The organism is Halomonas sp. BM-2019 (assembly GCF_017584085.1).
In genome coordinates this window covers 2,115,386-2,139,679 of the sequence record NZ_CP071922.1, presented here as the reverse complement: position 1 = coordinate 2,139,679, position 24,294 = coordinate 2,115,386, and the positions used below count along the sequence as shown (strand labels likewise).

The window sequence follows — 24,294 nt, the reverse complement described above, 5'->3', positions numbered from 1 at the left end:
CCGGCGGCCCCCTTTTTCGCGGACGAAAGGAGCCGTCCATGACGCTGCTCAGGCACTTCTCAGTGACCGGCCTGCTGGTCGGCACCCTGTTCTTCGCCTTCTCCCTCACCCCCAGCCTGCTGCCGCGGCCCTGGCTGGTCCAGGGGGTGATCAGCGGCCTCTCCTTCGCCGCCGGCTACGGCCTGGGCGTCGGCGGCCACTGGCTGTGGCGCTACCTGGAACTGCCCGAGCCCGGCCCGTACCTCCTGGAGCGCATCAAGCTGGTGGCCAGCGTCTTCTGCCTGCTGACGGCCGGCGTCTTCCTGTGGCGGGCCTCCGGCTGGCAGGCGAGCCTGCACACCCTGATGGGGATGGAGCCGGTGGGCGGTATCCGACCGATCAGCGTGGCCCTGGTCGCCGCGCTGGTGTTCATCGCCGTGCTGCTGCTGGGCCGGCTGTTCCGCCGCACCTTCCGCGCGCTGTCCTGGCGGCTACGCGGCCACGTGCCCCGCCGGGTCTCCCACCTGCTGAGCCTGGTGGCCGCCATCGTGATGTTCTGGGCGGTCATCGATGGGGTGATCTTCGCCCTCACCCTGCGCGCCCTGGACAACTCCTACCAGCAGGTCGACCGCCTGATGCCCGACGACCTGACGCCGCCGGAGGACCCGCAGCTGACCGGCAGCGACGCGTCACTGATCAGCTGGGAGGGACTCGGCCTGCGCGGCCGCCGCTTCGTCGCGGCCACGCCCAGCGCCGACCAGCTGAGCGAGCTCATCGGCACGCCCGCCCGGCGCCCGATCCGCGTCTACGTGGGCCTCAACGCCGCCGAGACCCCCAAAGAACGCGCCGAGCTGGCCCTGGCGGAGCTGATCCGCCTGGGCGGTTTCGAGCGCTCGCTGCTGCTGCTGGCCACCCCCACCGGACGCGGCTGGCTGGACCCCGGCGCCCAGCACACCCTCGAGGCCCTGCACCGCGGCGACGTCGCCACCGTCACCGCCCAGTACTCCTACCTGCCGAGCCCGCTGGCCCTGCTCACCGAGGGCCAGTACGGCGTCGAGATGGCCCGCGCGCTCTTCCAGGCGGTCTACGGTCACTGGTCCGCGCTGCCGGAAGCCGAGCGCCCGGCCCTCTACCTGCACGGCCTGAGCCTGGGCGCGCTCAACTCCGACAGCGCCTTCGACCTCTACGACATCATCGATGCCCCCTTCCAGGGCGCCCTGTGGAGCGGCCCGCCCTTCCGCAGCGAGACCTGGCGCAGCGTCACCGCCGAGCGCGACCCGGGGTCACCGGCCTGGCTGCCGCGCTTCCGCGACGGCCGGGTGGTGCGCTTCATGAACCAGGAGACCGGCCTCACTGACCAGGACGGCGACTGGGGCGACTTCCGCATCGCCTACCTGCAGTACGCCAGCGACCCGGTGACCTTCTTCGAGCCCCGCTCGCTCTTTCGCGAACCCGACTGGATGCGCGAACCGCGCGGCCCGGATGTCTCCCCCGAGCTGCGCTGGTACCCCGTGGTCACCATGCTGCAGCTGCTCGCCGACCTGGCCACCGGCAGCGCCCCACCGGGCTACGGCCACGAGATCGCCGCCGAACACTACTTCGACGCCTGGGTCGCCCTCACCGACCCGGAGGGCTGGTCGGAGGCGGAGCTCGAGCGGCTCAAGGCGCACTTTCGGTCGCCCGCCAGCGAATGATGTCAGCCCGGGGAATCGAACCCGAACAGCCGTCGGGGCGCCTCCTCCAGGATGTACCGGCGGTCATCGGCATCGGCGACCCAGCCGGCCAACCAGTCGAAGGTGTCTCGATAGCTGTGCTTGCCCTCGTGGCGGGTCCAGGGCCAGTCGCTGCCCCATACCAGCCGCTCCCGGCCGAGATGCTCCAGCATCGCCCGCACATGGGGCCGGAGATCCCGCACCGGGGAGCGATAGGGCGCCGACAGCTTGACCCAGGTGCGCCCGGAGCGGCCCGCCTCCAGCAGCAGGCGAAAGCCATCGTCGGCATAGGGATCGCCGTCCACCGGCAGCCCCAGATGATCGATGACCAGGGTGACGCCATGCTCATGCAGTGCGGGGAAGAGTTCGGGCAGGCGATCCCCCTCCAGATGCAGCTCCAGATGCCAGTTCAGCGCCTTGAGACGATCCAGGAAGTCGATCCAGCGGGGATCGTCCAGATCGGGTAATGCCGCACGCCGCTCGATGAGATTCCAGCGCACGCCCACGATGCCGGCGCCAGCCAGGGCCTGCATCTCGCCCAGGGAGGCCTGCTGCGGCAGCTGTACCACCCCCCGGAAGTTCTCACCCAGCCTGGCCAGGAGCTCCAGCAGTTCACGATTGTCATGCCCCAGGAAACTGGGCTGCACGAGTACGCCGCCGGCCAGCCGGCAATCATCCAGATAGCCCTGCCACTCGGGGAGCGGCGCCGGCCGCGACGGTCGATAGTTGGACCCACTGGCTTCATCCACCCGCGCATAGACGTGGGCATGGCAGTCAAATCCTCGCTTCACACTCGGTTCCTCTCGATCTGGTCATCCGCCGCCGGCACCCGACCCGCCGGGTGGTGATTAGACTTAAGTCTAGTTCTCTAGAGAACTAGTTGACTAGAAGTATACACTGGTCTTTAGTGACAGCAACAAGGCAACGGACACCCGCCGGGAGAACCCCCTCATGCAAGCGCTACCCAAGACCCGCACCGATGGACGTCTCCCGCTGTACGCCCGGCTGCGCGATCAACTGGCCTCTCGGATCGCCAATGGCGAGTGGTCCCCCGGCGACATGATTCCCTCCGAGAACCGCCTCGCCGAGGAGTATGGGGTCGCCCTGGCCACCATGCGCATGGCGCTGAAACAGCTCGTCGACGAAGGCCTGCTGGAGCGCCGCCGCGGTACCGGCACCTTCGTCAAGCAACCGGCCTTCCGCGCCGACCTGTTCCGCTTCTTCCATGTCCACGATGTCGACGATCCGGCCGGTTCGGTGATCCCCGAGAGCCGGATCCTCTCCCGCCAGGAGGTCGCCCTGCCCCCCGAGGTCAGGCAGGCCTTCGGCGAGGAGACCACCACAGGCTGCCTCAAGCTGGAACGCGTGCGTCTCTGGTCCGGCGTCCCCCTGCTGTTCGAGGAGATCTACCTGCGCCTGCCCGATTTCGATGGACTCTTGTCACTGGATCCCAAGGAGATGGGGCCGCTGCTCTACCCGGTATTCCTGCAGGAATGCGGGATCCTCGTCGCGTCGGCGACGGATGAGCTTTCGTTCGGCACCGCCACCGAGGCCAGCGCCAGACACCTGGAGCTGCCCGAGGAGTCGCCGGTCGCCGTCATCGAGCGCATTGCGCGCAACCCGGTGGGCCGGGTGATCGAGTATCGCCGCGTGCATGGCCGCCCCGAGCGGTTCCGCTATCGCATCACCCTCGGCGAACAGCCCACCTGATCCGACACCCGGTCCCCCACGCCACCCCCGATCCACACCACAGGTACAACAAATGAAAACCACGCTGCTCTGCACCGCCGCCGCCATCTCCACCCTGGCCTTCACGCCCGCCATGGCGAGCGATTACCCCAACCGTCCCATCGAGATCATCGTGCCGGCGCCGGCCGGCGGGGGCACGGACAACGTGGCACGGATGCTCAACCAGTACCTGCAGGAGGAACTGGGCCAGGCGGTCGCCGTGCTCAACGTCGCCGGCGGCGGTGGCGCCATCGGCGTCAACCAGTTCGCCCGCGCCCGCCCCGATGGCTATACGCTGCTCTCGACCTGGAACAGCCCGATCACCACGGTGCCGCACATGCAGCGCGTCCAGTACTCCTACGAGACGCTGACCCCCATCATCAGCACCTCGCAGAGTGCCTACACCCTGTGCGTCGCGCCGGACTTCCCCGCGGATAGCGGCGAGGAGTTCCTCGCCGAGCTGCAGGCCAACCCCGGCCGGTACACCTACGGCAACGATGGGGTCGGCGGCACCATGCGCCTGGCCGCCGAGCGCATCTTCGAGGCCTACGACATCACGGCCCGTCCCATCCCCTTCGGCGGCGCCGGCGAGACCCTGCAGAACTTCCTCGGCGGCCACGTCGACATCTACGGCGGCTCCATCACCCCGGTGCTGCCCTACGTCGAGGATGGTCAGGCCAAGTGCCTGCTGGTCACCTCCGCCGATGACAACGAGGCCCTGCCCCAGGCGTCCGGGCTCGCCGCCCTGGGCCATCCGGAGCTGGAGACCGTGCTCTGGCGCATGATGCTGGGCCCGGAGGGCATGGCGGAGGAGCGCACCGAGGCAGTCGCCGACGCCGTGGCCCGTGCCGTGGAGCACCCGGCCTTCCAGGAGTTCCTGGCCGCCCAGGGCGAAACGCTCAACCTGGTGCGCGGGGAGGAGCTGCGCGAGCGGCTGCGGCTGGAAACGGCAGCCATCGGCGAGACCCTCGAAAGCCTCGGCCTGAAACAACACTGACCCGTGCCGGCACCGGGAGCCCTCATGCCCATGCACTACCGAGACCTCTTCTCTGGCATCGCCTTCCTCATCATCGGCATCACGACCGCCTGGATGGGGAAGGGCTTCTTTGCCGACGCCGCTTACGTTCCCATCGGGGCGGGTGCCCTGATGGGGCTGTTCGCACTGCCGCTGATCTGGCGGGCCGCGGTGGGCCTCCTGGCCGGACGCGCCACCAGCCAGCCGGTCATGGCCCTGGTGGATCACCCCGGGCGGTTCGCGGCCACCCTGGCCTGCTGCCTGGTCTATTACGTGGCCCTGCCGACCGTGGGCTTCTATACCACCAGCGCCCTGTTCATCCTGCTGCTGGCCCTGGTGCTGGGAGAGCGGCGCCCCCTCGTGGTACTGGGCATCACCCTGGGCTTCATCACCCTGCTCTATGGCCTGTTTGCGGTGGTGCTCAAGCGCCCCCTGCCCGTCGAGTTCTTCCTCGCTTACTAGATAGGGGTTAGCGTCATGTTCGAATCACTGTTCCAAGCGCTGCCCGTGGCCCTGCAGTTCGGCTCGCTGATCAGCCTGGTCGTCGGTACCCTCGCCGGCATCCTGATCGGCGCCCTGCCCGGCCTCAATCCGGTGATGGCCATCGCCCTCATGCTGCCGCTGACCTACGGCTTCGACCCCATCATCGCCCTGGGCCTGGTCGCCGGCATCTATAACGGCTCCATGTACGGCGGCGCCATCCCCGCCATCCTGCTGAGGATTCCCGGCACCCCGGCCGCCATCGCCACCACCTTCGATGGCTATCCGATGACGCGCAACGGCCAGGGCGGACTGGCCCTGAAGACCGCCTGCTGGTCCTCGGCCGTCGGCGGTATCATCAGCGCCCTGGCCCTGATGAGTATTTCTGGGTGGCCGTCTTCGGCCTGGTCAGCATCGCCATGCTGGTCGGCAAGGACATCAGCAAGGGCATGCTCGCCGCCTTGCTCGGCGTCATCATCGGCCTCGTCGGGGTCGATGCCATCAGCGGCGCCGAACGCTACACCTTCGACACCCTCTATCTGGTGGGCGGGTTCGAGCTGCTCATCGTGCTGATCGGCCTCTATGCCGTGCCGCCGGTGCTGGAAATGGCGGAGAAGCGCAACGAGTCCTACTTCAATGCCGACAGCTTCCGGGTGACGGCCAGCGGCGGCAGCCTGGGCCTGCTGCGTCGTCACTGGCGTACCTGGAGCCGCTCATCGCTGATCGGCGTCGCCGTGGGCATTCTGCCCGGTGCGGGCGGCAACCTGGCCGCGCTGCTCAGCTACAACGAAGCCAAGCGGAGAGCCCCGGACCCCGACACCTTCGGCACCGGCAACCCCACCGGCATCGCCGCGGCCGAATCCGGCAACAGCGCCGACAATGCCTCGGCCATGATCCCCTCGTTGACGCTGGGCATTCCCGGCAACCTGGTCGCCGCCCTGGTGCTCGGTGCCCTGATGATCCACGGCCTCCAGCCCGGTCCCCAGCTGTTCACCCGCTCGCCCGATGTGGTCTTCGGCTTCATGTGGCAGATGCTGCTGACCGCCATGCTGCTGCTGCTGCTCGGGGGCATGGTCGCCACTCGCCTGTTCGCCCAGGTGTTGCGCATGCCCTCGGCGCTGCTGGTGCCCACGACCCTGGTGTTGATGGCGGTAGGGGTCTACACCGTGAACGGCAACGTCATGGACCTCTATGTGATGCTGGCCTTCGGCCTGGTCGGCTACCTGCTCAACCGGCTCGCCTTTCCCCTCGCCCCGGTGGTGCTCGGGGTGCTGCTCGGCCCCATGGCCGAACAGAACCTGCGTCTCTCCCTGCTGATCTCCCAGAATGACTGGGCGGCGCTCTTCACCCGCCCCATCTCCCAGGGGATCATCGCCCTGCTCGCCCTGGTGGTGCTTTCCCAGTTGTGGCAGGCCCTCCGCTCGCGTCGGCCATCACAGCATCGAGGCACCTGAATGTGCCAGCAGTCGATAGCGGCGCTGGATAAGGTGTCACGCTGAGGCCGAGTCACGAGGTGTTCCATGAAAGCGCTGGTCGTCGAAGACAATCCCAACCTGGCCTCCTCCATCGCCGCCTTCCTCACCGAGGCGGGCTTCCGGGTGGAGACCTGCGACGATGGCCGGGCCGCCGAGCAGTGGCTGCGCCACCTCTCCTTCGATCTGATCCTGCTCGACCTGGGGCTGCCCAACCTGGATGGCATCCATGTGCTGCGTCGGCTGCGCGCCCGCCAGGACAAGACGCCGGTGCTGATCATCTCGGCCCGGGACGACCTCGACCAGCGGGTGCTGGGCCTGGAGGAAGGCGCCGACGACTACCTGGGCAAGCCCTTCTCCCTGGTGGAGGTGGTGGCCCGGGCCAAGGCTCTGGTGCGCCGCGCCAAGCAGTTCGGCGAGAACAGCCTGCAGTGCGGTGGGTTGGAGCTGCCCCCGGGCAGCCCCACCGTGCTGGTCGACGGCGAGGCAGTGGCGCTGCATCGCCGCGAGCGGGAGGTCCTGGAGTACCTGCTGATCAACCAGGGGCGCCTGGTCAGCAAGGCACAGATCGTCGACCGCCTCTCCGACCTGGACGATGCGATCACTCACAGCGCCGTGGAGACCTACATCTCCCGGCTGCGCAAGAAGATCGGCAGTGCCGCCCAGTTGCGCACCGTGCGCGGCCTCGGCTACCTCCTCGATGCCGGAGACGCTCGACAATGACCTCGATTCGCCTCCGCCTGCTGCTGTGGATCGGCCTGCCCTTCAGCCTGGTGGGCATCCTGACCCTGGTGGCGAGCCAGGTGGTGCTCTCCCGCCAGATCAACGAGACCTTCGACGACATGCTGCTCAATGCCGCCGAGCGGCTGGAGCGTCGCATCCACTCGGTGGATGGCGAACTGCGCATCAACATGCACTACTTCAGCATCAGCACCCTGGGCAGCCGCGGGGAGGGCAAGATCTTCTATCGGATTCGCGACGACGCCGGCAACATGCTGGCCGGCTTCGATGGCCTGGAGCCCCCCCCGACCAACACCAGCACGCCGGTCTTCTACGACACCCGCTACGCCGGCAACAGCCTGCGTGCCGTCGCCCTCACCTTCCCGGTGCGCCGCACCAACCTGGAGAGCGAGATCGAGGTGATCGTCGCCGAGTCCACCGAGCCACGCAATGCCCTGATCCACGACTTCCTGTTCACCCTCTTCAGTCTGGTCGCCATCGGCGGGCTGCTGGCGATCTCCATCGCCCTGCTGGCGATCCACCAGGGCCTGGCGCCATTGCGCGCCATCAGCCGATCGTTGCGCCGACGCTCACCGAACGATCTGGACCCCATCGAGGCCCGGGTCCCCCGGGAGGTCATCACCCTGGTGGCCAGCATCAACGGCCTGATGGCGCGCATGCGCCAGAGCATCCTCAACACCCAGCAGTTCAATGCCGATGTCTCCCACCAGCTGCGCACCCCGGTCTCGGAGATCCGCGCCCTGGCGGAGGTCACCGCGCGTCGCTGCCCGGACCCGGCGCTGCGCCACCCCCTGGAGGAGATCGGGCGCATTGCCGAGGAGGCCGGCTACACGGTGCAGCAGCTGCTGACCCTGGCCAAGACCCGCCACGAACTGGTGGATACCCAGGCCCTGGCGCCGGTGGCCCTCAGCGAGGTGTGCCGGGAGGCCTGCGCCGAGGCGACCGCACGCATCTACCAGCGCGGCCAGGAGCTGGAGTTCATCGAGCAGGAAGCCGGCGAGGTGCTCGGTGATCCGGTGCGGCTGCGCTGGCTGGTCCAGAACCTGATCGACAATGCCAGCCAGCATGCCGGCGGCGAGGCGCCCTATCGCGGCACCATCCGCGTGCGCGCCTACTCGCAGGACGGTGCCCCGACGCTGAGCGTTGCCGATGACGGCGTGGGCGTGGCCGCCGACGACCTGTCGCGGCTCACCGAACGCTTCTATCGCGCCAGCCCGGCGACCCCGGGCAGCGGCCTGGGCCTGGCCATCGTTGCCGAGGCGCCTCGACTTCGCCAGCCCCCCGGGCGAGGGGCTGACCGTCAGCGTGGCCTTTCCGTCGCGGCGCGACGGCGGCGCGCCAGGGCGATCAACGGGGGCGTGAGCAGGATCAGCAGCAGCAGGCGCAGCACATGGTGGGAGACCACGTAGACCGGGTCGATCTCCAGCGCCACGGCGATCACCGCCATCTCGCCGACGCCGCCGGGCAGCAGCGCCAGCAGCACCGCCGCGAAGGGCAGCGCGGTCAGGCTCGACACCGCCCAGGCGGTGATCACGGCCATCCCCACCGCATAGGCCCCGAACAGCAGCCCGTACCGCCCCACCTGGAGCAGCCGCGTCCAGGAGGTGCCCGAGAAGCGCGAGCCCACCGAGCTGCCCAGCACCAGGAAGGTCAGGACCAGCAGCAGGTCGGGCAGCGCCACCCCGTGGCCGAGGCTCGCCATGGCCGCCCCCACGGTGATGGGCCCCAGGAACTCGGGGATCGGCAGGCGCAGCCGCCGCCCCAGCCAGGCGCAGGCCGGGGCCAGCGCCAGCAGGTAGAGATCCCCCCAGCGCAGGCCATTGCCCTCCCCCAGTGCGACCCCGCCGGCGAGATGGTTCGCCAGCAGGGCGGCAGACGCGACCACCATCACCAGGCGCATGGCGTGGGTGATGGCGATCCAGCGCACATCGGCGCCGAGTCTCTCGGCGAGGATGACGGCGCCGTTCATGCTGCCCGGGAAGGCACAGAAGAGCGCGCTGAGCCGGCTCATGCCGCTCAGCGCGAAGAGCCAGCGCCCGCCCAGCAGCATCAGCCCCATGTAGCCGAGCATGGCCAGCACGCTGGGGTACCAGGTGAGCAGCTGTGACAGCTCGCCCAGATCGATGCGGTTGCCGATGAAGAGCCCGAGCATGGCGATGGCGCCGCGATGCAGGCGCGGGTCGATCCCCGCCCTCACCCCGGCCAGGGAGGCCGCCAGCACCAGGAACAGCGGCCCCAGCATCCAGGCCAGGGGCAGCGCGGCCTGGGTGGCGAGCACGCCCCCCAGGCCACCGATCAGCAGGGTCAGACCAGTACGTTTGGGCACCGCTCAGGCGCCGACGGTCTTCTTGCGCCGCTTGATCAGGCTCAGCAGGTGCCGGCCAAACAGCGACACCAGCAGCAGCCCCAGGATGAGCAGGGTCGCCGGACGCTCCAGCACATAGCTCAGGTTGCCACCGCTGATCTGGTAGGAGTGCAGCAGCGACTTCTCCGCCATGGCCCCCAGCAGCATGCCGATCACCGCCGCCGGCACCGAGTAGCCGTAGTGGCGGAAGATCCAGCCCACCAGGGCGAACACCAGCACGGTGGCCGGCCCGGTCATGTTGCCGGTGAGGCCGAAGGAGCCCATCACCGCCAGCACCAGCACCGAGGGAATCAGGTAGCGCATCGGCACCTTGACGATATTGGCCAGCAGCGGGATGAACAGCAGGCCGACGATCACCAGCAGGAAGACCTGGGCGAAGTTGGCGAAGATGATGGCGTAGACCACATCGGTCTGCTCACGGATGAACTGCGGCCCGCCGGTGATATTGTGCATGGCGAAGGCCGCCAGCATCACCGCGGTGGCACCGCCGCCCGGAATGCCCAGCGCCAGCAGGGTCGCCATGGAGCCCGCCTCGGAAGTGCTGTTGGCGGATTCCGAGGCCACCACGCCCTTGGGGTTGCCCTTGCCGAAGGAGGACGGATCCTCGTCGCGGCGCTTGGTCTCGACATAGGAGAGCAGGTTGGAGACCGACGACCCCACCCCCGGCACGGCGCCGACGAAGACGCCCAGCAGGCCGCCGCGCAGCATCACCTTGGGATAGCGCAGGGCAAGCCGGAAGCCGCGGAAGATCTCGCCGATGCGCACCTTGCGGGAGGCCTCGGCCTCGACGATGTAGCCCTTGTTGGCCAGCTTGAACAGCTCCGAGGCGGCGAACATGCCCATCATGGCGGGAATCACCGGCACGCCATCGAGCAGGTAGGTCTGCCCCATGGTGCCGCGCGCCATGCCCAGCTCATTGAAGCCGATGGTGCCCACCAGCAGGCCGACGAAGCCCGCCACCAGACCCTTGCGCACCTGTTCGCCCTTGAGGCTGGCGATCAGCGTCATGCCCCACAGGATCACCACGAACATCTCGGCCGGGCCGAGCTTGAGGACCATCAGCGAGAGCGGCTGGATCATCACGAACAGGATCAGATAGCCCATCAGTACGCCGAGCACCGACGACATCAGGGCCACGCCCAGCGCCTCGTTGTGGCGACCCTGGCGGGCCATGGGATAGCCATCGAAGGCCGTGGCGATCGCTGAGGAGGTGCCGGGAATATTCATCAGGATCGCCGGGATACCGCTGCCGAAGGAGCCACCGGTGAAGATGGCCGTCAGGAACAGCATCGCCTGCACGAAATCCATGTAGAGGGTCATGGGCAGGAAGATCGCCATGGCCATGGAGATCTGCAGCCCCGGCGTGGCCCCGAAGATCAGGCCGATGATGATCCCCGGAACTACCACCATCCAGGGACTGAAATTGGTGAAGAGCAGCGAGAGCGCCTGCTCGACCGCAACGAAATCGATCATGGGGGTCTCCTCCGGTCAGCCTTCGAGCAGCAGCATGGGCATGGGATACGGCAGCATGTAGGCGAAGAAGAACGCCACACCGAAGCCGAACGCCAGGCTGAACGCGACCAGCAGCGGCCAGTTGCGCTCCCCTTTCATGACCAGGAACAGGGCGATGAAGAGCACGGTGGCGATATCGAAGCCCAGCGTTTCGAGGCTGATGACATAGGCGGCAAAGAGCGCCACCACGGGCAGCGTCTTGAACAGCGGCTCATCGGCCTCGGGCCGGGCCAGCAGGGTGCCCTGCCGCCAGCGCATCGCCAGCTCCAGCAGCACGATGCCGAGCACCACGAGGGAGAGCGGCAGGATCAGCAGAAGGTTCTGAACGGCCGAGGAGACCCGGATGGCATCCATCAGATACCACAGGGTAAAGCCGGCCAGGGCCATGAGGACCAGCAGGTCCCCATAGTCGCGTTGTTTGACGGACATGGGTGAACTCCTGGCCCCGTCGGACGTGGCCGACGGGGCGACGATCACGGGAAGGCGAGGATCACTTCAGCAGGTGGGCGTACTGCTCGAAGACCTGGTAGTTGGAGAGCATCAGTTCGTTGGAGCGCTCCGGCCCCACCCAGACGCCACCGATATCGCTGGCCTCCAGCTGCTCCTGCAGGTCCTTGCGGGCCAGGGCATTCTTGACCGCGTCGGAGAGCACCTCATAGCGCTCCGGATACTGACGCTCGAACTCGCTGGTCACGGCAAAGCCGCGCATGGAGCCCTGCAGGACCGTCACCTCGATGTCCATGGGCTCGAGCGCCTCGTTGATGGGGGGAGCGTCCCACTGGTCGATCCGCTCATCGTTGACGATGGCCAGCGGGGTCAGGAACTCGCGGATCCCCTCGCTGCCCTGGGCGCTGATGGAGGTGAAGTGCACCTGGCCGCCGGCGACGGCAGAGCGCGCCTCGCCGCCGCTGTTGTAGGTCACCAGGTTGAGGTTCTGCTGGGGGATGCCGGCCTGGTCGAGCAGCATCCGGATCATCAGGTGGCCGGCGGAACCTTGCACCACCGAGCCGCGCACCTGGCCGGGGTTGTCGCGAATCTCCTCCAGCAGCGAGGGCAGGTCCTCGAAGCCGCTGTCCTTGTTGGCAGCGATCAGGTCCAGGTCGAACCACTGGAAGTTGAGGAAGGAGAAGTCCTCGATGTCGTACTGGGCGCCACCGTTCAGGATGGTGTTTGTCAGGTAAGGGGCGAAGGTGGACGCGTAGATCGTATAGCCATCGTCCGGCCGCGACAGGATGTAGTTCGCGGACACCTGGGTGCCGGCACCGGGGCGGTTGGTGACGCGAACCGGCACGCCCAGCTCCTCGGCCAGGTGCGTGGACATGGCCCGCGTCATGCGGTCGGCACTGCCGCCGGTACCGAAGCCCACCACCAGGTCGATGGGACGATCCGGGTAATCGTCAGCCGCCACCGGAGCTGTCATCGCCAGGGAAACCAGCATGGCCGACGCAGCGCCGGTTATCAGGGTCTTGGGCAGGAGTTGATCGAACATGGCGTAGGCATCCTCATTGTTAGATGGTGTCCGGGTCGTCGCCCGGACACCGAGACTCTAGAGGGCCAAGCTGTCACCAAGCTTGCATACCGCCATGCTTAGACCAATGTCTAAGCGCGTTCGGGCAACCACTCATCTTATCTCGGCATCGAGCCCAGGTAGCACGTGCTCGGAGAGCACGGCGAGCCCCATGCCCGCTGCCACGCCGACCCGAACAATGGCAACCTGGGCTGGTCCCTCTACCACCAGCTGATCGGCTGGCAGGCCGGGTAGGCCCCGCCCCCTATCGACATTCGTCGTAGGGGGCAAAAGCCGCACTTTACGTTAACGTCAACCTGACCTAGTCTTGTGCCATCACGGTTTCACCACCCGACACGACCCGTTGTGCCCGCCTGGGGCCACCCTAACGCCCAGGCGCCACGACACCCGACAAGAACGGAGCCCCCGCCCATGCTTACGCCCTACAAGCCCCTCGACTTCGGCCTCGACGACGAACTGAACATGCTGCGCGACCAGGTCAACGCCTTCGCTCGCGACGAGATCGCCCCGCGCGCCGCCGAGATCGACGAGAAGAACGAGTTCCCCAACGACCTGTGGCAGAAGTTCGGCGACATGGGCCTGCTCGGCATCACCGTGCCGGACGAGGATGGCGGCAGCGGCATGGGCTACCTGGCGCACTGCATCGCCATGGAGGAGATCTCCCGAGCCAGCGCCTCGGTGGGCCTCTCCTACGGCGCCCACTCCAACCTCTGCGTCAACCAGCTCAAGATCAACGCCAATGCCGAGCAGAAGGCCAAGTACCTGCCCAAGCTGATGAGCGGCGAGCACGTCGGCGCGCTGGCCATGTCCGAGCCGGGTGCCGGCTCCGACGTGGTCTCCATGAAGCTGCGCGCCGAGAAGCGCGGCGATCGCTACGTGCTCAACGGCAACAAGATGTGGATCACCAACGGCCCCGACGCCGATGTGCTGGTGGTCTACGCCAAGACCGACCCGGAGGCGGGATCGAAGGGGATTACCGCCTTTATCATCGAGGAGGGCATGCCCGGCTTCTCCACCGCCCAGAAGCTCGACAAGCTCGGCATGCGCGGCTCCAATACCTGCGAGCTGGTGTTCCAGGACTGCGAGGTGCCGGAAGAGAACGTGCTGGGCGAGGTGGGCAAGGGGGTGCGCGTGCTGATGAGCGGCCTCGACTACGAGCGCACCGTGCTCGCCGCCGGCCCCATCGGCATCATGCAGGCGGCGCTGGACATCGTGGTGCCCTACGTCCACGAGCGCAAGCAGTTCAACCAGTCCATCGGCGAGTTCCAGCTGGTGCAGGGCAAGATCGCCGACATGTACACCACCCTGAACGCCTGCCGCGCCTACCTCTATGCGGTGGCGGCGGCCTGCGACCGCGGCCAGACCTCCCGCAAGGACGCCGCCGGCGTGATCCTCTACTGTGCGGAGAAGGCCACCCAGGTGGCGCTTGACGCCATCCAGCTGCTCGGCGGCAACGGCTACATCAACGAGTACCCGACGGGCCGCCTGCTGCGCGATGCCAAGCTCTACGAGATCGGCGCCGGCACCAGCGAGATCCGCCGCATGCTGATCGGTCGTGAGCTGTTCAACGAGTCTGCCTGACAGGCCACCGGCTCCCTGTAGGAGCCCGATTCATCGGGCGATTGGCGCCGTCAGGCGCCCCGCTGACCAGCCACCGCTACGCGGCGGGTCGCCCGGGAACGGATATTCCAGCGTTGATAGATAAATTCAAGGATTCGCCATGAGCATCCTGCAGACCCAGGTCAATCCCCGCAGCGACGGCTTCCAGGCCAACGAGGCTTCGATGCGCCACGAGGTGATGAAGCTGCGCGAGCTGACCGCGGCCATCGCCCAGGGCGGCGGCGAGAAGGCCCGCGCCCGCCACGAGTCCCGCGGCAAGCTCTTCGTGCGCGACCGCATCGACCACCTGATCGACGAGGGCTCGCCCTTCCTGGAGTTCTCGGCGCTGGCCGCCCATGAGGTCTACGACTCCGCGATCCCCGCCGCCGGCGTGGTGACGGGCATCGGCCGCGTCAGTGGCGTAGAGTGCGTGATCGTCGCCAACGACGCCACCGTCAAGGGCGGCACCTACTTCCCGCTGACCGTGAGGAAGCATATCCGCGCCCAGGAGATCGCCCGCAAGCACCGCCTGCCCTGCATCTACCTGGTCGACTCCGGCGGCGCCTTCCTGCCCCGCCAGGACGAGGTCTTCCCGGACCGCGAGCACTTCGGCCGCATCTTCTACAACCAGGCCACCCTCTCCGCCGAGGGCATCCCGCAGATCGCCGTGGTGATGGGCTCCTGCACCGCCGGCGGCGCCTATGTGCCGGCCATGGCTGACGAGTCGATCATCGTCCGCGAGCAGGGCACCATCTTCCTGGGCGGCCCGCCCCTGGTGAAGGCCGCCACCGGCGAGAGCATCAGCGCCGAGGACCTGGGCGGCGCCGACGTCCACGCCAAGATCAGCGGCGTGGCCGACCACTACGCCGAGAACGACGCCCACGCCCTGCAGCTCGCCCGCGCCTGCGTGTCGCGGCTCAACTGGCAGAAGCGCGGCCAGCTGAAGCTGCAGGAGCCCAGGCCCCCGCGCCTGGATCCGGCGGAGATCTACGGCATCGTCGGCACCGACCTCAAGAAGCCCTACGACGTGCGCGAGGTGATCGCCCGCATCGTCGACGACTCCGACTTCGACGAGTTCAAGCGCTACTACGGCGACACCCTGGTCACCGGCTTCGCCCATATCCACGGCTTCCCGGTAGGCATCGTCGCCAACAACGGCGTGCTCTTCTCCGAGTCCGCCGTCAAGGGTGCGCACTTCATCGAGCTGTGCGCCCAGCGGAAGATCCCGCTGATCTTCCTGCAGAACATCACCGGCTTTATGGTGGGCTCCAAGTACGAGCACGAGGGCATCGCCAAGCACGGCGCCAAGCTGGTGACCGCGGTGGCCTGCGCCCGGGTGCCCAAGTTCACCGTGCTGATCGGCGGCAGCTTCGGCGCCGGCAACTACGGCATGTGCGGCCGCGCCTACGACCCCAACCTGCTCTTTATGTGGCCTAACGCACGGATTTCCGTCATGGGTGGGGAACAAGCGGCGGGCGTGCTGGCCCAGGTCAAGCGCGAGCAGATGGAGCGCGAGGGCGCCGAGTGGTCGAAGGAGGAGGAAGAGGCCTTCAAGCAGCCCACCCGCGACCAGTACGAGCACCAGGGCCACCCCTACTACGCCAGCGCCCGGCTATGGGACGACGGCGTCATCGACCCGGCCCAGACTCGCGACGTACTGGGGCTGTCGCTCGCCGCGGCGATGAATGCCGAGGTTCAAGAAACCAAGTTCGGCGTGTTCCGGATGTAACCGCAGGGGATCCCGTCATGTCTGAGACAACCTTTACACGGCTGGAGCTCGACGAGCGCGGCGTGGCCTGGCTGACCCTGGTCCGCCCCGAGGTCCACAACGCCTTCGACGACAGCCTGATCGCCGAGCTCAACGCCCACCTGGAGCGCCTGCACGTGGCCGCTCACCACGGCGAGGTGCGTGCCGTGGTGCTGGGCTCCGAGGGCAAGAGCTTCTCCGCCGGGGCCGACCTCGGCTGGATGAAGCGCATGGTGGAGTACGGCTTCGACGACAACCTGGCCGACTCGCACAAGCTCGCCACCCTGATGCACGACCTGGACACCCTGCCCTGCCCCAGCATCTGTCGCGTCCAGGGGGCCGCCTTCGGCGGCGCCGTGGGCCTGGCCGCCTGCTGCGATATCGTCATCGCCTCCGAGAAGGCCAGGTTCTGCCTCTCCGAGGTGAAGATCGGCCTGTCGCCGGCGGTGATCAGCCCCTACGTGCAGCGCGCCCTCGGCCCGCGCCAGATGCGCCGCTATGCCCTGACCGCCGAGGTGATGGACGCGCCCACCGCACTGGCCCTCGGCCTGGCCCACCAGGTGGTCGCGCCCGAGGCCCTGAACGATGCCGTGGACGCCATGCTCGACACCCTGCTGGTCACCTCGCCCCAGGCCAGCCGCGCCACCAAGGCGCTGCTTGCCGAGGTCGCCCGCGCCCCCGACAGCGATACCACCCGTGAACGCACCTGCTGGGTGATCAGCCAGCTGCGCGTCAGCGCCGAAGGGCAGGAGGGCCTGGCCAGCTTCTTCGAGAAGCGTCGCCCCGCCTGGATCATCGACAAACCCAATGCCGCGGAGCCCCGCTCATGACCACCGCCCCGAACAAGTTCGATACCCTGCTGGTCGCCAACCGCGGCGAGATCGCCTGCCGGGTGATGCGCACCGCACGCGCCATGGGTCTGCGCACCGTGGCCGTCTACTCCGACGCCGATGCCAATGCCCGCCACGTGCGCGAGGCCGACGAGGCCGTGCGCCTCGGCCCCGCCGCCGCCCGCGAGAGCTACCTCAAGGTCGAGGCGGTGATCGACGCCGCGCGGCGCACCGGCGCCGGCGCCATCCACCCCGGCTACGGCTTCCTCTCCGAGAACGGCCCCTTCGTGGAGGCCCTGGAGCAGGCCGGCATCAGCTTCGTCGGCCCGCCCGCCTCGGCCATCGCCGCCATGGGCGACAAGTCCGCCGCCAAGGAACGCATGTCCCACGCCGGCGTGCCGCTGGTGCCGGGTTACCACGGCGACGACCAGGACGACGCCCTGCTCAAGTCCGAGGCCGACAAGATCGGCTACCCGGTGCTGCTCAAGGCCAGCGCCGGCGGCGGCGGCAAGGGCATGCGGGTGGTGGAGTCCGCCGCGGGCTTCCAGGCCGCCCTGGACGGCTGCCGCCGCGAGTCCCAGGCTGCCTTCGGCGACCAGCGCATGCTGATCGAGAAGTACCTGACCCAGCCGCGCCACGTGGAAGTCCAGGTGTTCTGCGACAGCCACGGCAACGGCGTCTACCTCTTCGAGCGCGACTGCTCCGTGCAGCGCCGCCACCAGAAGGTGCTGGAGGAGGCTCCGGCCCCGGGCATGAGCCCCGAGCTGCGCCGCGAGATGGGCGAGGCCGCGGTGCGCGCCGCCCGGGAGATCGGCTACGTGGGCGCGGGGACGGTCGAATTCCTGCTGGACGCCGATGGCTCCTTCTACTTCATGGAGATGAACACCCGCCTGCAGGTGGAGCACCCGGTCACCGAGATGATCACCGGCCAGGACCTGGTGGAGTGGCAGCTGCGCGTGGCCATGGGCGAGCGCCTGCCGCTGGCCCAGGACGAGCTCACCATCACCGGCCACAGCTTCGAGGCGCGCCTCTACGCCGAGGACCCGGAGCATGACTTCCTGCCCGCCACCGGCTACCTGGACCGCTTCGCCCTCGACCTGGCGGGCGCCGACCTCGACCCGGTCCGCGTGCGCCTGGACAGCGGGGTGGAGACCGGCGACGTGGTCTCCATGCACTACGACCCGATGCTCGCCAAGCTGATCGTCCACGGCGACGACCGCGACCAGGCGCTGGCCACCCTCAACCGCGCCCTGGCCGCCCTCGACGTCCAGGGGGTGGTCACCAACCGCGCCTTCCTGCAGCGCCTGGCCACCCACCCCGCCTTCAAGGGCTGCGAGCTGGACACCCGCTTCATCGAGAAGAACGAGGCGACGCTCTTCGCGCCCCGCGAGGTGACCACCGAGGCCTACGCCGCCGCGGCGCTGATCGGCCTCAAGCAGCTGGCCCGGGAGTGCGAGAGCGACTCCCCCTGGGATCGCCACGACGGCTTCCGCCTCAACGCGCCCCACACCATCCGCCTCGCCCTGTGTGCCACCGGCCACGATCTGACCCGCGCCCAGGCCCCCGACGCCGATGACGTAGTGATCGTGGAAGGCACCCGGGAGACCGACGCCGACCCCTGGCACCTGACCATCGGCGACACCACCCTGACCGCCCGCCTGCAGCACCTGGAGGGCGACGCCGTGGCCGTCACCCTCGACGGCCACCGCCGCCGCCTGCAGGCCCGCCTGGGCGACAACGGCGTGGTGGTGATGGCCGACCCAAGCGGCGAGACCCGGCTGTTCTGGCGGCGCATCGACGCCATCGACCACGGCCAGCACGAGGCGGAGTCCACCCTCACCGCGCCCATGCATGGCACCGTGGTGGCTCTGCTGGTGGAAGCCGGTCAGAAAGTGGAGAAAGGCATGCCGCTGATGGTCATGGAAGCCATGAAGATGGAGCACACCATGTCCGCCCCCGCCGACGGCCACGTGGAAAGCTTCCACTTCGCCGCCGGCGACACCGTCGGCCAGGGCGACGTGCTGCTCGAATTCGCCCCGGAGGAGTGACGCCAAGGCTCCTGCAGGGTCTACCCAGGCCCTTGTAGGAGCCCGATTTATCGGGCGATGGAGCGCATCGCCGCCCACCCCAGGAGCCCGATTTATCGGGCGATGGAGCGCATCGCCGCCCCCCCCCATGTAGGAGCCCGATTTATCGGGCGATTGGTCTGACAAGAGCCTGGTCTCAGGGGCGGCACGCAGAACCTACCAATACCCTGGTCCGGGCTCCCCCAGCCAGGCAGCAAGGATTGGAGACAACAGATGGCATTTCCGAAACAGGTTCGCCTGGTCGAGGTCGGCCCCCGCGACGGGCTGCAGAACGAGCCCGAGCCGATCAGCACCGCCACCAAGCTGGAACTGATCGACCGCCTGGGCGCGGCCGGCCTCAGCTACATCGAGGCGGCCAGCTTCGTCTCGCCCAAGTGGGTGCCGCAGATGGCCGACCACCGCGAGGTGATGCAGAACCTCACCCGGCGGGATGGCGTCACCTACGCGGCACTGACCCCCAACCTCAAGGGGCTGGAGGCGGCACTCGAGTGCGGCGTCGAGGAGGTGGCGGTGTTCGGCGCCGCCTCCGAGGCCTTCTCCCAGAAGAACATCAACTGCTCCGTGGCGGAATCGCTGGAGCGCTTCGCCCCGGTGCTGGAGCGCGCCCAGGCCGCCGGCGTGCGGGTGCGCGGCTACGTCTCCACCGTGCTGGGCTGCCCCTACGAGGGCGAGATCGCCCCCGCCAAGGTGGCCGAGGTGGCAAAGGCACTCTATGAGATGGGCTGCTACGAGGTGTCGCTCGGCGACACCATCGGCGTGGGCACCCCGCTCAAGGCCAAGCGCATGCTCGAGGCCGTGAGCCGCGAGGTGCCCATGGACAAGCTCGCCGCCCACTTCCACGACACCTACGGCCAGGCGCTGGCCAACCTCTACGCGGTGCTGGAGGAAGGCATCAGCGTGGTGGACAGCTCCGTCGCCGGCCTCGGCGGCTGCCCCTACGCCAAAGGCGCCTCGGGCAACGTGGCAAGCGAAGACGTGGTCTACCTGCTCAATGGCCTCGGCATCGAGACCGGCATCGACCTCGACGCCCTGGCCGCCACCGGCACCTGGATCACTCAGGCCATCGGCCGGCCCAACCGCTCCAAGGTGGGGGTGGCGCTCGCCAGCCGCTGACGACAGCCCACGAAAGTGCCCTGCCCTTCAAACGACTTCTGTCCTTGCCCCCTGCGTTTCGCTGATGCCGGGGGGTTCGCCAGCAGAGGCGCAGCTTTTCTGCGTCCTGCAGACCGGCCTTATTAAATAAAATTAGCCACGAGGTTCATTGTTACTTTGATTAATAGGATTGCTATGGCCTTTACCAGAATTTATACCTTTAGCGATAACAAAACCTGAAACAGCCGATAATATCGGCAAACCTGCTTCTGCTGAAGAATGGCGTGATCTACAAGAACACCCTGCCGCCCAGGTGAGGCAGGGGCCGCCCCTCATCGGGGCGGCCCGCCACTGCTGATTCCGCTACGGCTGGACGATCTCCGATTCGACAACCATGTCCAGCACGAAAACGGTGGAGGAAGCATCGGCCGGGGTGGTCTCGCGGGTGTAACGGTAAACTCGCAGCACGTTGCGATGTCCCGGGGTGTGGGTGAAGCCTTCGATCTCCTCGTACAGAACCTGCCATTCGCCCGGTTCGCCGGAGCGCAACCCGTCCTCGTCGAAGCGGATCTCGCGCGTCTGCAGGCATTGGAAATCGGGGATCAGCGGATGGTTGCAGTCGACCCGCTGCGGCGCGATTTCGAGGAACATGCGCTCGCCCGGGCCGCCGAAGCGGGTTTCCGCAGTTGGCTCGCCCTTGAATGCCAGTACGGTGCCATTGCCGGCAGTCAGCTGCAGGTTGGCGGCATCGCCGCCGGTGACCTGGGCCTGCAAGGGCTCGCCGCCCAGGAGCTCGATCACGGCGGCGTCGGCCTGCATCAGCGCCGGCTCGCATGCCATCTTCGTCGAGACCGGGCGCGTTGTATTCAGGTGGCCCTGATCATCCAGCTCGAAGGAAGCGTTGAGGTTGTTGCAGCCTCCGCGGACGGACAACCGGCCTTCGGAAAACCGGAAGACCAGGGCACCGTCGGCCTGCGGGAACAGCGCATCCACGCGCTGGCCCTCTGCATCAGTCGCCGATTCCAGTTGCCAATGGTAGGCGACCAGCGTGGCCGATGCATCGGTGGTGGGTGCCGTGGTCCCAGGTAGCGCGTGAGACGCAATACCCTCCGGACCGTCGTCGTTCGGGCTATCGGCCGTCGGGCTGCAGGCGGCCATCGCGAGTGTAGCGGCGATCAATACGGGCAACAGGGCACGGGGCCTGGGCATGTGAGCGCTCCATTCGTGGCCGCTTGGGTTCGCGGCATTGATCCTACAGCGGAAAGACGATCGGAACCAGGATGACGGCTACCATCATCACCAGCAGCGCCAGTGGCGTGCCGACCTTCACGAAGTCGATGAACCGGTAACCACCGGGGCCGACCACCAGCGCGTTGACCGGTGACGACACCGGCGTCAGGAACGCCGTCGAAGCCGCCAGTGCCACTGTCATCGCGAATGGATAGGGCGACGCGTCCAGGTGGTTCGCCACCGCCAGCGCCACCGGCGCCATCAGCACGGCGACGGCCGTGTTGGACACGAACATGCCCATCAGGGCAGTCGTCATGAATATCGCCGCGATGACCAGCCGCGGCCCGGCATCGCCCACCAGGTCCAGCAGAAGGTCAGCCGCCAGGTCCACGCCGCCGGTGCGCTGCAACGCCAGCGAGAACGGCAGCATGCCGACGATCAGCACCAGGCTCGGCCAGTGGATCGAGCGATAGGCGCTGCGCAGGTCGATGCAGCCGAACAGCCCCATCATGAGGCAGCCGATCAGCGCCGCATGCACGTTGGGCACCAGCCCGCTGACCATCAGTCCGACGGTGACCGCCAGGCTGATCAAGGCGAACGGTGCCCGTGACGCGCTGGGCGCGACGTCCTTGGATTCGGCGGGCAGCGAAAGCAGGATCAGCCCGCCGGCGCTGGAACCCAGCGCGCGAATCGCCGACCACGGACCGGCGACAAGCAGCGTGTCGCCGACGTCCAGGACTTCCGTCTCGAGGTCGCGCACCTCCGCGCTGCGGCCGTGCTTCAGGCCGATCACGGCCAGCTTGTGCTGTTCGCGCAGTCCGGCCCGTTTCGCGGTCACGCCGACCAGCGGCGAGTTCGCGGCGACCATCATCTCGGCCATGCCGATGTCGTTCGAATACGCGGAGAAATAGGCGCCCGACAACGGCAACGGTTCCAGCTGCAGGGACTGGAACAGCGCCGTATGCTCGATGTCGGGGTCGAAGACGTCCAGCAGCAGCACGTCCCCGGCATCGATCCGGGTTCCGAGCGCGGATGCCACCGTCCGCTGCCCGAAACTGCCCACTTGTTCCACCGCCAGCAGGTGCATGCCCGACAGCTCGGCGTCCTCGAGTTCGGATGTGGATCTCCCGTCCAGCGGGGAGCCGTCGAGCACCTGTACCCGGAATTCGCGTCCGGACAGTCGGTATTCCTCGATCCAGTCGGCGAGCTTCGGCTCCGTCGTCGCGCTGGCCGTGGCCTCGCCAGACAGCCAGCGCCGTGCGTACAGCATATAGACGATCGCCAATGCCAATACAGGAAGGCCGAACGGCGCGAACCCGAAGAACGAGAATCCGGTGAAACCCTCGCGCAGAAGTTCGCCATGCACCACCAGGTTTGGCGCCGTCGCCACCAGCGTCATCATGCCGCTGATCAAGGCCGCGATACTCAGGGGCATCATCAGGCGCGCCGGTGCGATCCCGCTGCTGCGGGCGATGCCAAGCACGATCGGAATGAAGATGGCGACGACACCCGTGGAGCTCATCACCGAGCCGATGCCAGCCACGGCGATCATCAGCGCGACCAGCAGCCTGGTTTCGTTCGTGCCCGCGAAACGGATGATGAGCCCGCTGATCCGCTGCGCCACGCCAGTGCGCACCAGCCCCTCGCCGATCACGAACAGCAGGGCGATCAGCACGATACTGGGGTCGGAGAAGCCCCTGATCGCCTCGCCAATGTCGATGACGCCGGTGAACGGCAGCGCCGCCACCATCAGCAGCGCCACGGCGTCGGTACGCGGACGGCCGATCGCAAACATCGCGATGGCCGATACCAGCAGGAGCAGGACGAGGACGAGTTCGGTGGACATAGCGGCCGCCCGTCACTCGGCCGGGACGTAAGGTCGCGGTGTCGGGCGACCTTCGCGGATACGCGCCGGGAACGCCGGGGCAGCCCCGGCCGCGTTCGCCACGGCGTTGATGTTGGAACGGGCGCGCAGTTCGTCGAAGGGCAGCGAGGTGTCGACGAAGGCTTCGCGATACAGGTAGCGGTCGCTCCAGCCGTTCAGGATGTGACGGATGTCGAGCATCCCGGTGCGGCCGACCCGGTTGGCGTAGCGCACGATGTTGATCGTGCAGCTGCTTTTTAGCAGGTGATAGAACTCGGGCCGGTCGACGAGTTCGTTGACGCGCTCGGCATAGACCAGGAACAACCGGTGCACCGCGTCGGTCGTCAGGTTGGTCTTGTACAGGAAGACCTGTTCGTCGCGATGGTTGGTGCGCACTTTGACGATGTCGCGTTCATCGCCGACCACGTAGATCAGTTCGAACTGCTTGAACAGCGACCCGATCGGATCGAAGCCCTCGCCAACCTCCGGACGCGTCTCGATGGAGATGCTGACTGGATCCTCGTCTTCGAAGATGAAGCTGACGAAGGTGTGCGCTATGGGGCCTTCGCGCCAGTACGACACATAGAAGTCCATTGCGATCAGCTTCGACAGCAGGAGTTCGCGATTCGTATAGCGGATCGTGAAGTCGTCGACGCTGCGGTACTCGAAGTGGCGGTAGTCCCTGATGAGGATCCGGTCGCCATCCACCTCGATACGCGGCATCACCGACACCTCGCGAACCACACCAGCAGCGACACCCCCAGCACCACCGCCGACCATCCATGCCGGGATCGCCACAGTGCCCAGAACGAGAACAGCGCGAAGGCCACCGCGATCAGCAGGCGTGTGAGTGGCCAGGGCAAGGGCGCATATCCGATCGCCAGCACTGTCCAGACCAGCACCAGGGATACGATGATTCCGATCAGCCAGCGCAACCACCGCGCCAGCCGAACCCGGAGCCATGGAAGCGGCCGTGCCAAGACAACGCCTTGCATCCCGCTCTCCCTGGTCGGTCAGCCTGCAAGAAGCATGCTACATGATCGAGATGGTAAGGTTCCACTGCAGATTGGAATCCCAAAAGAAGAATCTTAAAGGCTGCCGCCCTCGGTGTTCAATCCCGACAGTCCATTCATCTTCGTGAATCCGTGAGGTCGGCTCCAAGAAATCCTTCCAAGTACCTATGCAAAAGTAATCGCATGCTCCTTGCCGCCGTAGCTTGACAGGATCCGTTCCACCTCGCTGGTCAAGGTGGCAAAGCTTTCGTAGGCCGTCAGCGGCAGCCAGGCATCCTTGACTTGGCGCCAGAGGATCTC

The 24,294-nt window shown here is 67.4% G+C and carries 20 protein-coding genes and 2 pseudogenes; 12 read left to right on the top strand and 10 right to left on the bottom strand.

All coding sequences use genetic code 11. From position 1 onward, the window contains the following. The first annotated feature begins 38 nt into the window (after positions 1–38). A complete protein-coding gene (locus J5F18_RS10605) occupies positions 39–1,673 on the top strand; it encodes an alpha/beta-hydrolase family protein (RefSeq protein ID WP_346298621.1) in 1,635 nt (544 codons plus the stop codon). Positions 1,674–1,675: 2 nt separating this feature from the next. Here J5F18_RS10605 and J5F18_RS10600 read toward each other — a convergent pair whose 3' ends face one another. Then, positions 1,676–2,482 (bottom strand): amidohydrolase family protein, encoded by an 807-nt coding sequence (locus tag J5F18_RS10600; protein WP_346298620.1) that lies wholly within the window; start codon positions 2,480–2,482, stop codon positions 1,676–1,678. 160 nt (positions 2,483–2,642) lie between these two features. Between J5F18_RS10600 and J5F18_RS10595 the strand changes: the two genes are divergently transcribed. From J5F18_RS10595 to J5F18_RS10570, 6 genes and pseudogenes are all read left to right on the top strand, one after another. Continuing rightward, the gene (locus J5F18_RS10595; RefSeq protein ID WP_346298619.1) at positions 2,643–3,401 is read left to right on the top strand and encodes a GntR family transcriptional regulator; all 759 of its coding nucleotides are present in this window, start codon (positions 2,643–2,645) and stop codon (positions 3,399–3,401) included. A gap of 52 nt (positions 3,402–3,453) precedes the next feature. After that, the gene (locus tag J5F18_RS10590; RefSeq protein ID WP_346298618.1) at positions 3,454–4,416 is read left to right on the top strand and encodes a tripartite tricarboxylate transporter substrate binding protein; all 963 of its coding nucleotides are present in this window, start codon (positions 3,454–3,456) and stop codon (positions 4,414–4,416) included. A 30-nt stretch (positions 4,417–4,446) separates the two neighbouring features. Next, entirely contained in the window at positions 4,447–4,896 is a 450-nt protein-coding gene (locus J5F18_RS10585) for a tripartite tricarboxylate transporter TctB family protein (protein ID WP_346298617.1), read from the top strand. 15 nt (positions 4,897–4,911) lie between these two features. After that, positions 4,912–6,368 (top strand): annotated as a pseudogene (locus J5F18_RS10580) (tripartite tricarboxylate transporter permease). Positions 6,369–6,434: 66 nt separating this feature from the next. Then, a complete protein-coding gene (locus J5F18_RS10575; protein WP_346298616.1) occupies positions 6,435–7,109 on the top strand; it encodes a response regulator transcription factor in 675 nt (224 codons plus the stop codon). Beyond that, positions 7,106–8,536 (top strand): sensor histidine kinase, encoded by a 1,431-nt coding sequence (locus tag J5F18_RS10570; protein ID WP_346298615.1) that lies wholly within the window; start codon positions 7,106–7,108, stop codon positions 8,534–8,536. Before J5F18_RS10575 ends, J5F18_RS10570 begins: the two co-directional genes overlap by 4 nt. Here the strand turns inward: J5F18_RS10570 and J5F18_RS10565 are convergent. The 4 genes from J5F18_RS10565 to J5F18_RS10550 all read right to left on the bottom strand — a co-directional run bounded on the left by J5F18_RS10565 (position 8,428) and on the right by J5F18_RS10550 (position 12,493). Then, positions 8,428–9,453, bottom strand: coding sequence for an AbrB family transcriptional regulator (locus tag J5F18_RS10565; protein ID WP_346298614.1), 1,026 nt, complete (start codon positions 9,451–9,453; stop codon positions 8,428–8,430). The two genes, J5F18_RS10570 and J5F18_RS10565, sit on opposite strands and share 109 nt — an antisense overlap. A gap of 3 nt (positions 9,454–9,456) precedes the next feature. Next, complete coding sequence (locus J5F18_RS10560) at positions 9,457–10,965, bottom strand: tripartite tricarboxylate transporter permease (protein WP_346298613.1); 1,509 nt, start codon at positions 10,963–10,965, stop codon at positions 9,457–9,459. Between the two features lie 15 nt (positions 10,966–10,980). Further along, positions 10,981–11,433, bottom strand: a complete 453-nt coding sequence (locus J5F18_RS10555) for a tripartite tricarboxylate transporter TctB family protein (protein ID WP_346298612.1) — start codon at positions 11,431–11,433, stop codon at positions 10,981–10,983. Between the two features lie 61 nt (positions 11,434–11,494). Continuing rightward, positions 11,495–12,493, bottom strand: a complete 999-nt coding sequence (locus tag J5F18_RS10550; RefSeq protein ID WP_346298611.1) for a tripartite tricarboxylate transporter substrate binding protein — start codon at positions 12,491–12,493, stop codon at positions 11,495–11,497. Positions 12,494–12,943: 450 nt separating this feature from the next. Between J5F18_RS10550 and J5F18_RS10545 the strand changes: the two genes are divergently transcribed. From J5F18_RS10545 to J5F18_RS10525, 5 genes are all read left to right on the top strand, one after another. Next, entirely contained in the window at positions 12,944–14,113 is a 1,170-nt protein-coding gene (locus tag J5F18_RS10545; RefSeq protein WP_346298610.1) for an isovaleryl-CoA dehydrogenase, read from the top strand. A gap of 139 nt (positions 14,114–14,252) precedes the next feature. Beyond that, positions 14,253–15,860, top strand: coding sequence for a carboxyl transferase domain-containing protein (locus J5F18_RS10540; protein WP_346298609.1), 1,608 nt, complete (start codon positions 14,253–14,255; stop codon positions 15,858–15,860). A gap of 17 nt (positions 15,861–15,877) precedes the next feature. Further along, on the top strand, positions 15,878–16,708 hold the full coding sequence (locus J5F18_RS10535; protein ID WP_346298608.1) for an enoyl-CoA hydratase-related protein: 831 nt from the start codon (positions 15,878–15,880) through the stop codon (positions 16,706–16,708). Further along, on the top strand, positions 16,705–18,756 hold the full coding sequence (locus J5F18_RS10530; protein WP_346298607.1) for an acetyl/propionyl/methylcrotonyl-CoA carboxylase subunit alpha: 2,052 nt from the start codon (positions 16,705–16,707) through the stop codon (positions 18,754–18,756). The genes J5F18_RS10535 and J5F18_RS10530 overlap by 4 nt, the downstream gene beginning before the upstream one ends. A gap of 252 nt (positions 18,757–19,008) precedes the next feature. After that, positions 19,009–19,908: a hydroxymethylglutaryl-CoA lyase gene (locus J5F18_RS10525; RefSeq protein ID WP_346298606.1), complete on the top strand. Its 900-nt coding sequence runs from the start codon at positions 19,009–19,011 to the stop codon at positions 19,906–19,908. 342 nt (positions 19,909–20,250) lie between these two features. Here J5F18_RS10525 and J5F18_RS10520 read toward each other — a convergent pair whose 3' ends face one another. The 5 genes and pseudogenes from J5F18_RS10520 to J5F18_RS10500 all read right to left on the bottom strand — a co-directional run. Further along, a complete protein-coding gene (locus tag J5F18_RS10520; RefSeq protein ID WP_346298605.1) occupies positions 20,251–21,096 on the bottom strand; it encodes an META and DUF4377 domain-containing protein in 846 nt (281 codons plus the stop codon). A gap of 43 nt (positions 21,097–21,139) precedes the next feature. Then, positions 21,140–22,963, bottom strand: a complete 1,824-nt coding sequence (locus J5F18_RS10515; RefSeq protein ID WP_346298604.1) for an SLC13 family permease — start codon at positions 22,961–22,963, stop codon at positions 21,140–21,142. Between the two features lie 12 nt (positions 22,964–22,975). Continuing rightward, positions 22,976–23,704 (bottom strand): DUF4105 domain-containing protein, encoded by a 729-nt coding sequence (locus J5F18_RS10510; protein ID WP_346298603.1) that lies wholly within the window; start codon positions 23,702–23,704, stop codon positions 22,976–22,978. Next, a complete protein-coding gene (locus J5F18_RS10505) occupies positions 23,704–23,976 on the bottom strand; it encodes a hypothetical protein (RefSeq protein ID WP_346298602.1) in 273 nt (90 codons plus the stop codon). Before J5F18_RS10505 ends, J5F18_RS10510 begins: the two co-directional genes overlap by 1 nt. A 183-nt stretch (positions 23,977–24,159) precedes the next feature. Further along, positions 24,160–24,294: pseudogene (locus tag J5F18_RS10500) on the bottom strand (IS630 family transposase); the annotation flags it as partial.

Excerpts from the sequence above, each read along its gene's own strand:
- J5F18_RS10525 (WP_346298606.1), top strand. The coding sequence starts at position 19,009 with ATGGCATTTCCGAAACAGGTTCGCCTGGTCGAGGTCGGCCCCCGCGAC.
- J5F18_RS10540 (WP_346298609.1), top strand. The coding sequence starts at position 14,253 with ATGAGCATCCTGCAGACCCAGGTCAATCCCCGCAGCGACGGCTTCCAG.
- J5F18_RS10605 (WP_346298621.1), top strand. The coding sequence starts at position 39 with ATGACGCTGCTCAGGCACTTCTCAGTGACCGGCCTGCTGGTCGGCACC.
- J5F18_RS10560 (WP_346298613.1), bottom strand. The coding sequence starts at position 10,965 with ATGATCGATTTCGTTGCGGTCGAGCAGGCGCTCTCGCTGCTCTTCACC.
- J5F18_RS10515 (WP_346298604.1), bottom strand. The coding sequence starts at position 22,963 with ATGTCCACCGAACTCGTCCTCGTCCTGCTCCTGCTGGTATCGGCCATC.
- J5F18_RS10595 (WP_346298619.1), top strand. The coding sequence starts at position 2,643 with ATGCAAGCGCTACCCAAGACCCGCACCGATGGACGTCTCCCGCTGTAC.
- J5F18_RS10555 (WP_346298612.1), bottom strand. The coding sequence starts at position 11,433 with ATGTCCGTCAAACAACGCGACTATGGGGACCTGCTGGTCCTCATGGCC.
- J5F18_RS10590 (WP_346298618.1), top strand. The coding sequence starts at position 3,454 with ATGAAAACCACGCTGCTCTGCACCGCCGCCGCCATCTCCACCCTGGCC.
- J5F18_RS10570 (WP_346298615.1), top strand. The coding sequence starts at position 7,106 with ATGACCTCGATTCGCCTCCGCCTGCTGCTGTGGATCGGCCTGCCCTTC.
- J5F18_RS10545 (WP_346298610.1), top strand. The coding sequence starts at position 12,944 with ATGCTTACGCCCTACAAGCCCCTCGACTTCGGCCTCGACGACGAACTG.
- J5F18_RS10530 (WP_346298607.1), top strand. The coding sequence starts at position 16,705 with ATGACCACCGCCCCGAACAAGTTCGATACCCTGCTGGTCGCCAACCGC.
- J5F18_RS10550 (WP_346298611.1), bottom strand. The coding sequence starts at position 12,493 with ATGTTCGATCAACTCCTGCCCAAGACCCTGATAACCGGCGCTGCGTCG.
- J5F18_RS10520 (WP_346298605.1), bottom strand. The coding sequence starts at position 21,096 with ATGCCCAGGCCCCGTGCCCTGTTGCCCGTATTGATCGCCGCTACACTC.
- J5F18_RS10510 (WP_346298603.1), bottom strand. The coding sequence starts at position 23,704 with ATGCCGCGTATCGAGGTGGATGGCGACCGGATCCTCATCAGGGACTAC.
- J5F18_RS10535 (WP_346298608.1), top strand. The coding sequence starts at position 15,878 with ATGTCTGAGACAACCTTTACACGGCTGGAGCTCGACGAGCGCGGCGTG.
- J5F18_RS10505 (WP_346298602.1), bottom strand. The coding sequence starts at position 23,976 with ATGCAAGGCGTTGTCTTGGCACGGCCGCTTCCATGGCTCCGGGTTCGG.
- J5F18_RS10585 (WP_346298617.1), top strand. The coding sequence starts at position 4,447 with ATGCACTACCGAGACCTCTTCTCTGGCATCGCCTTCCTCATCATCGGC.
- J5F18_RS10575 (WP_346298616.1), top strand. The coding sequence starts at position 6,435 with ATGAAAGCGCTGGTCGTCGAAGACAATCCCAACCTGGCCTCCTCCATC.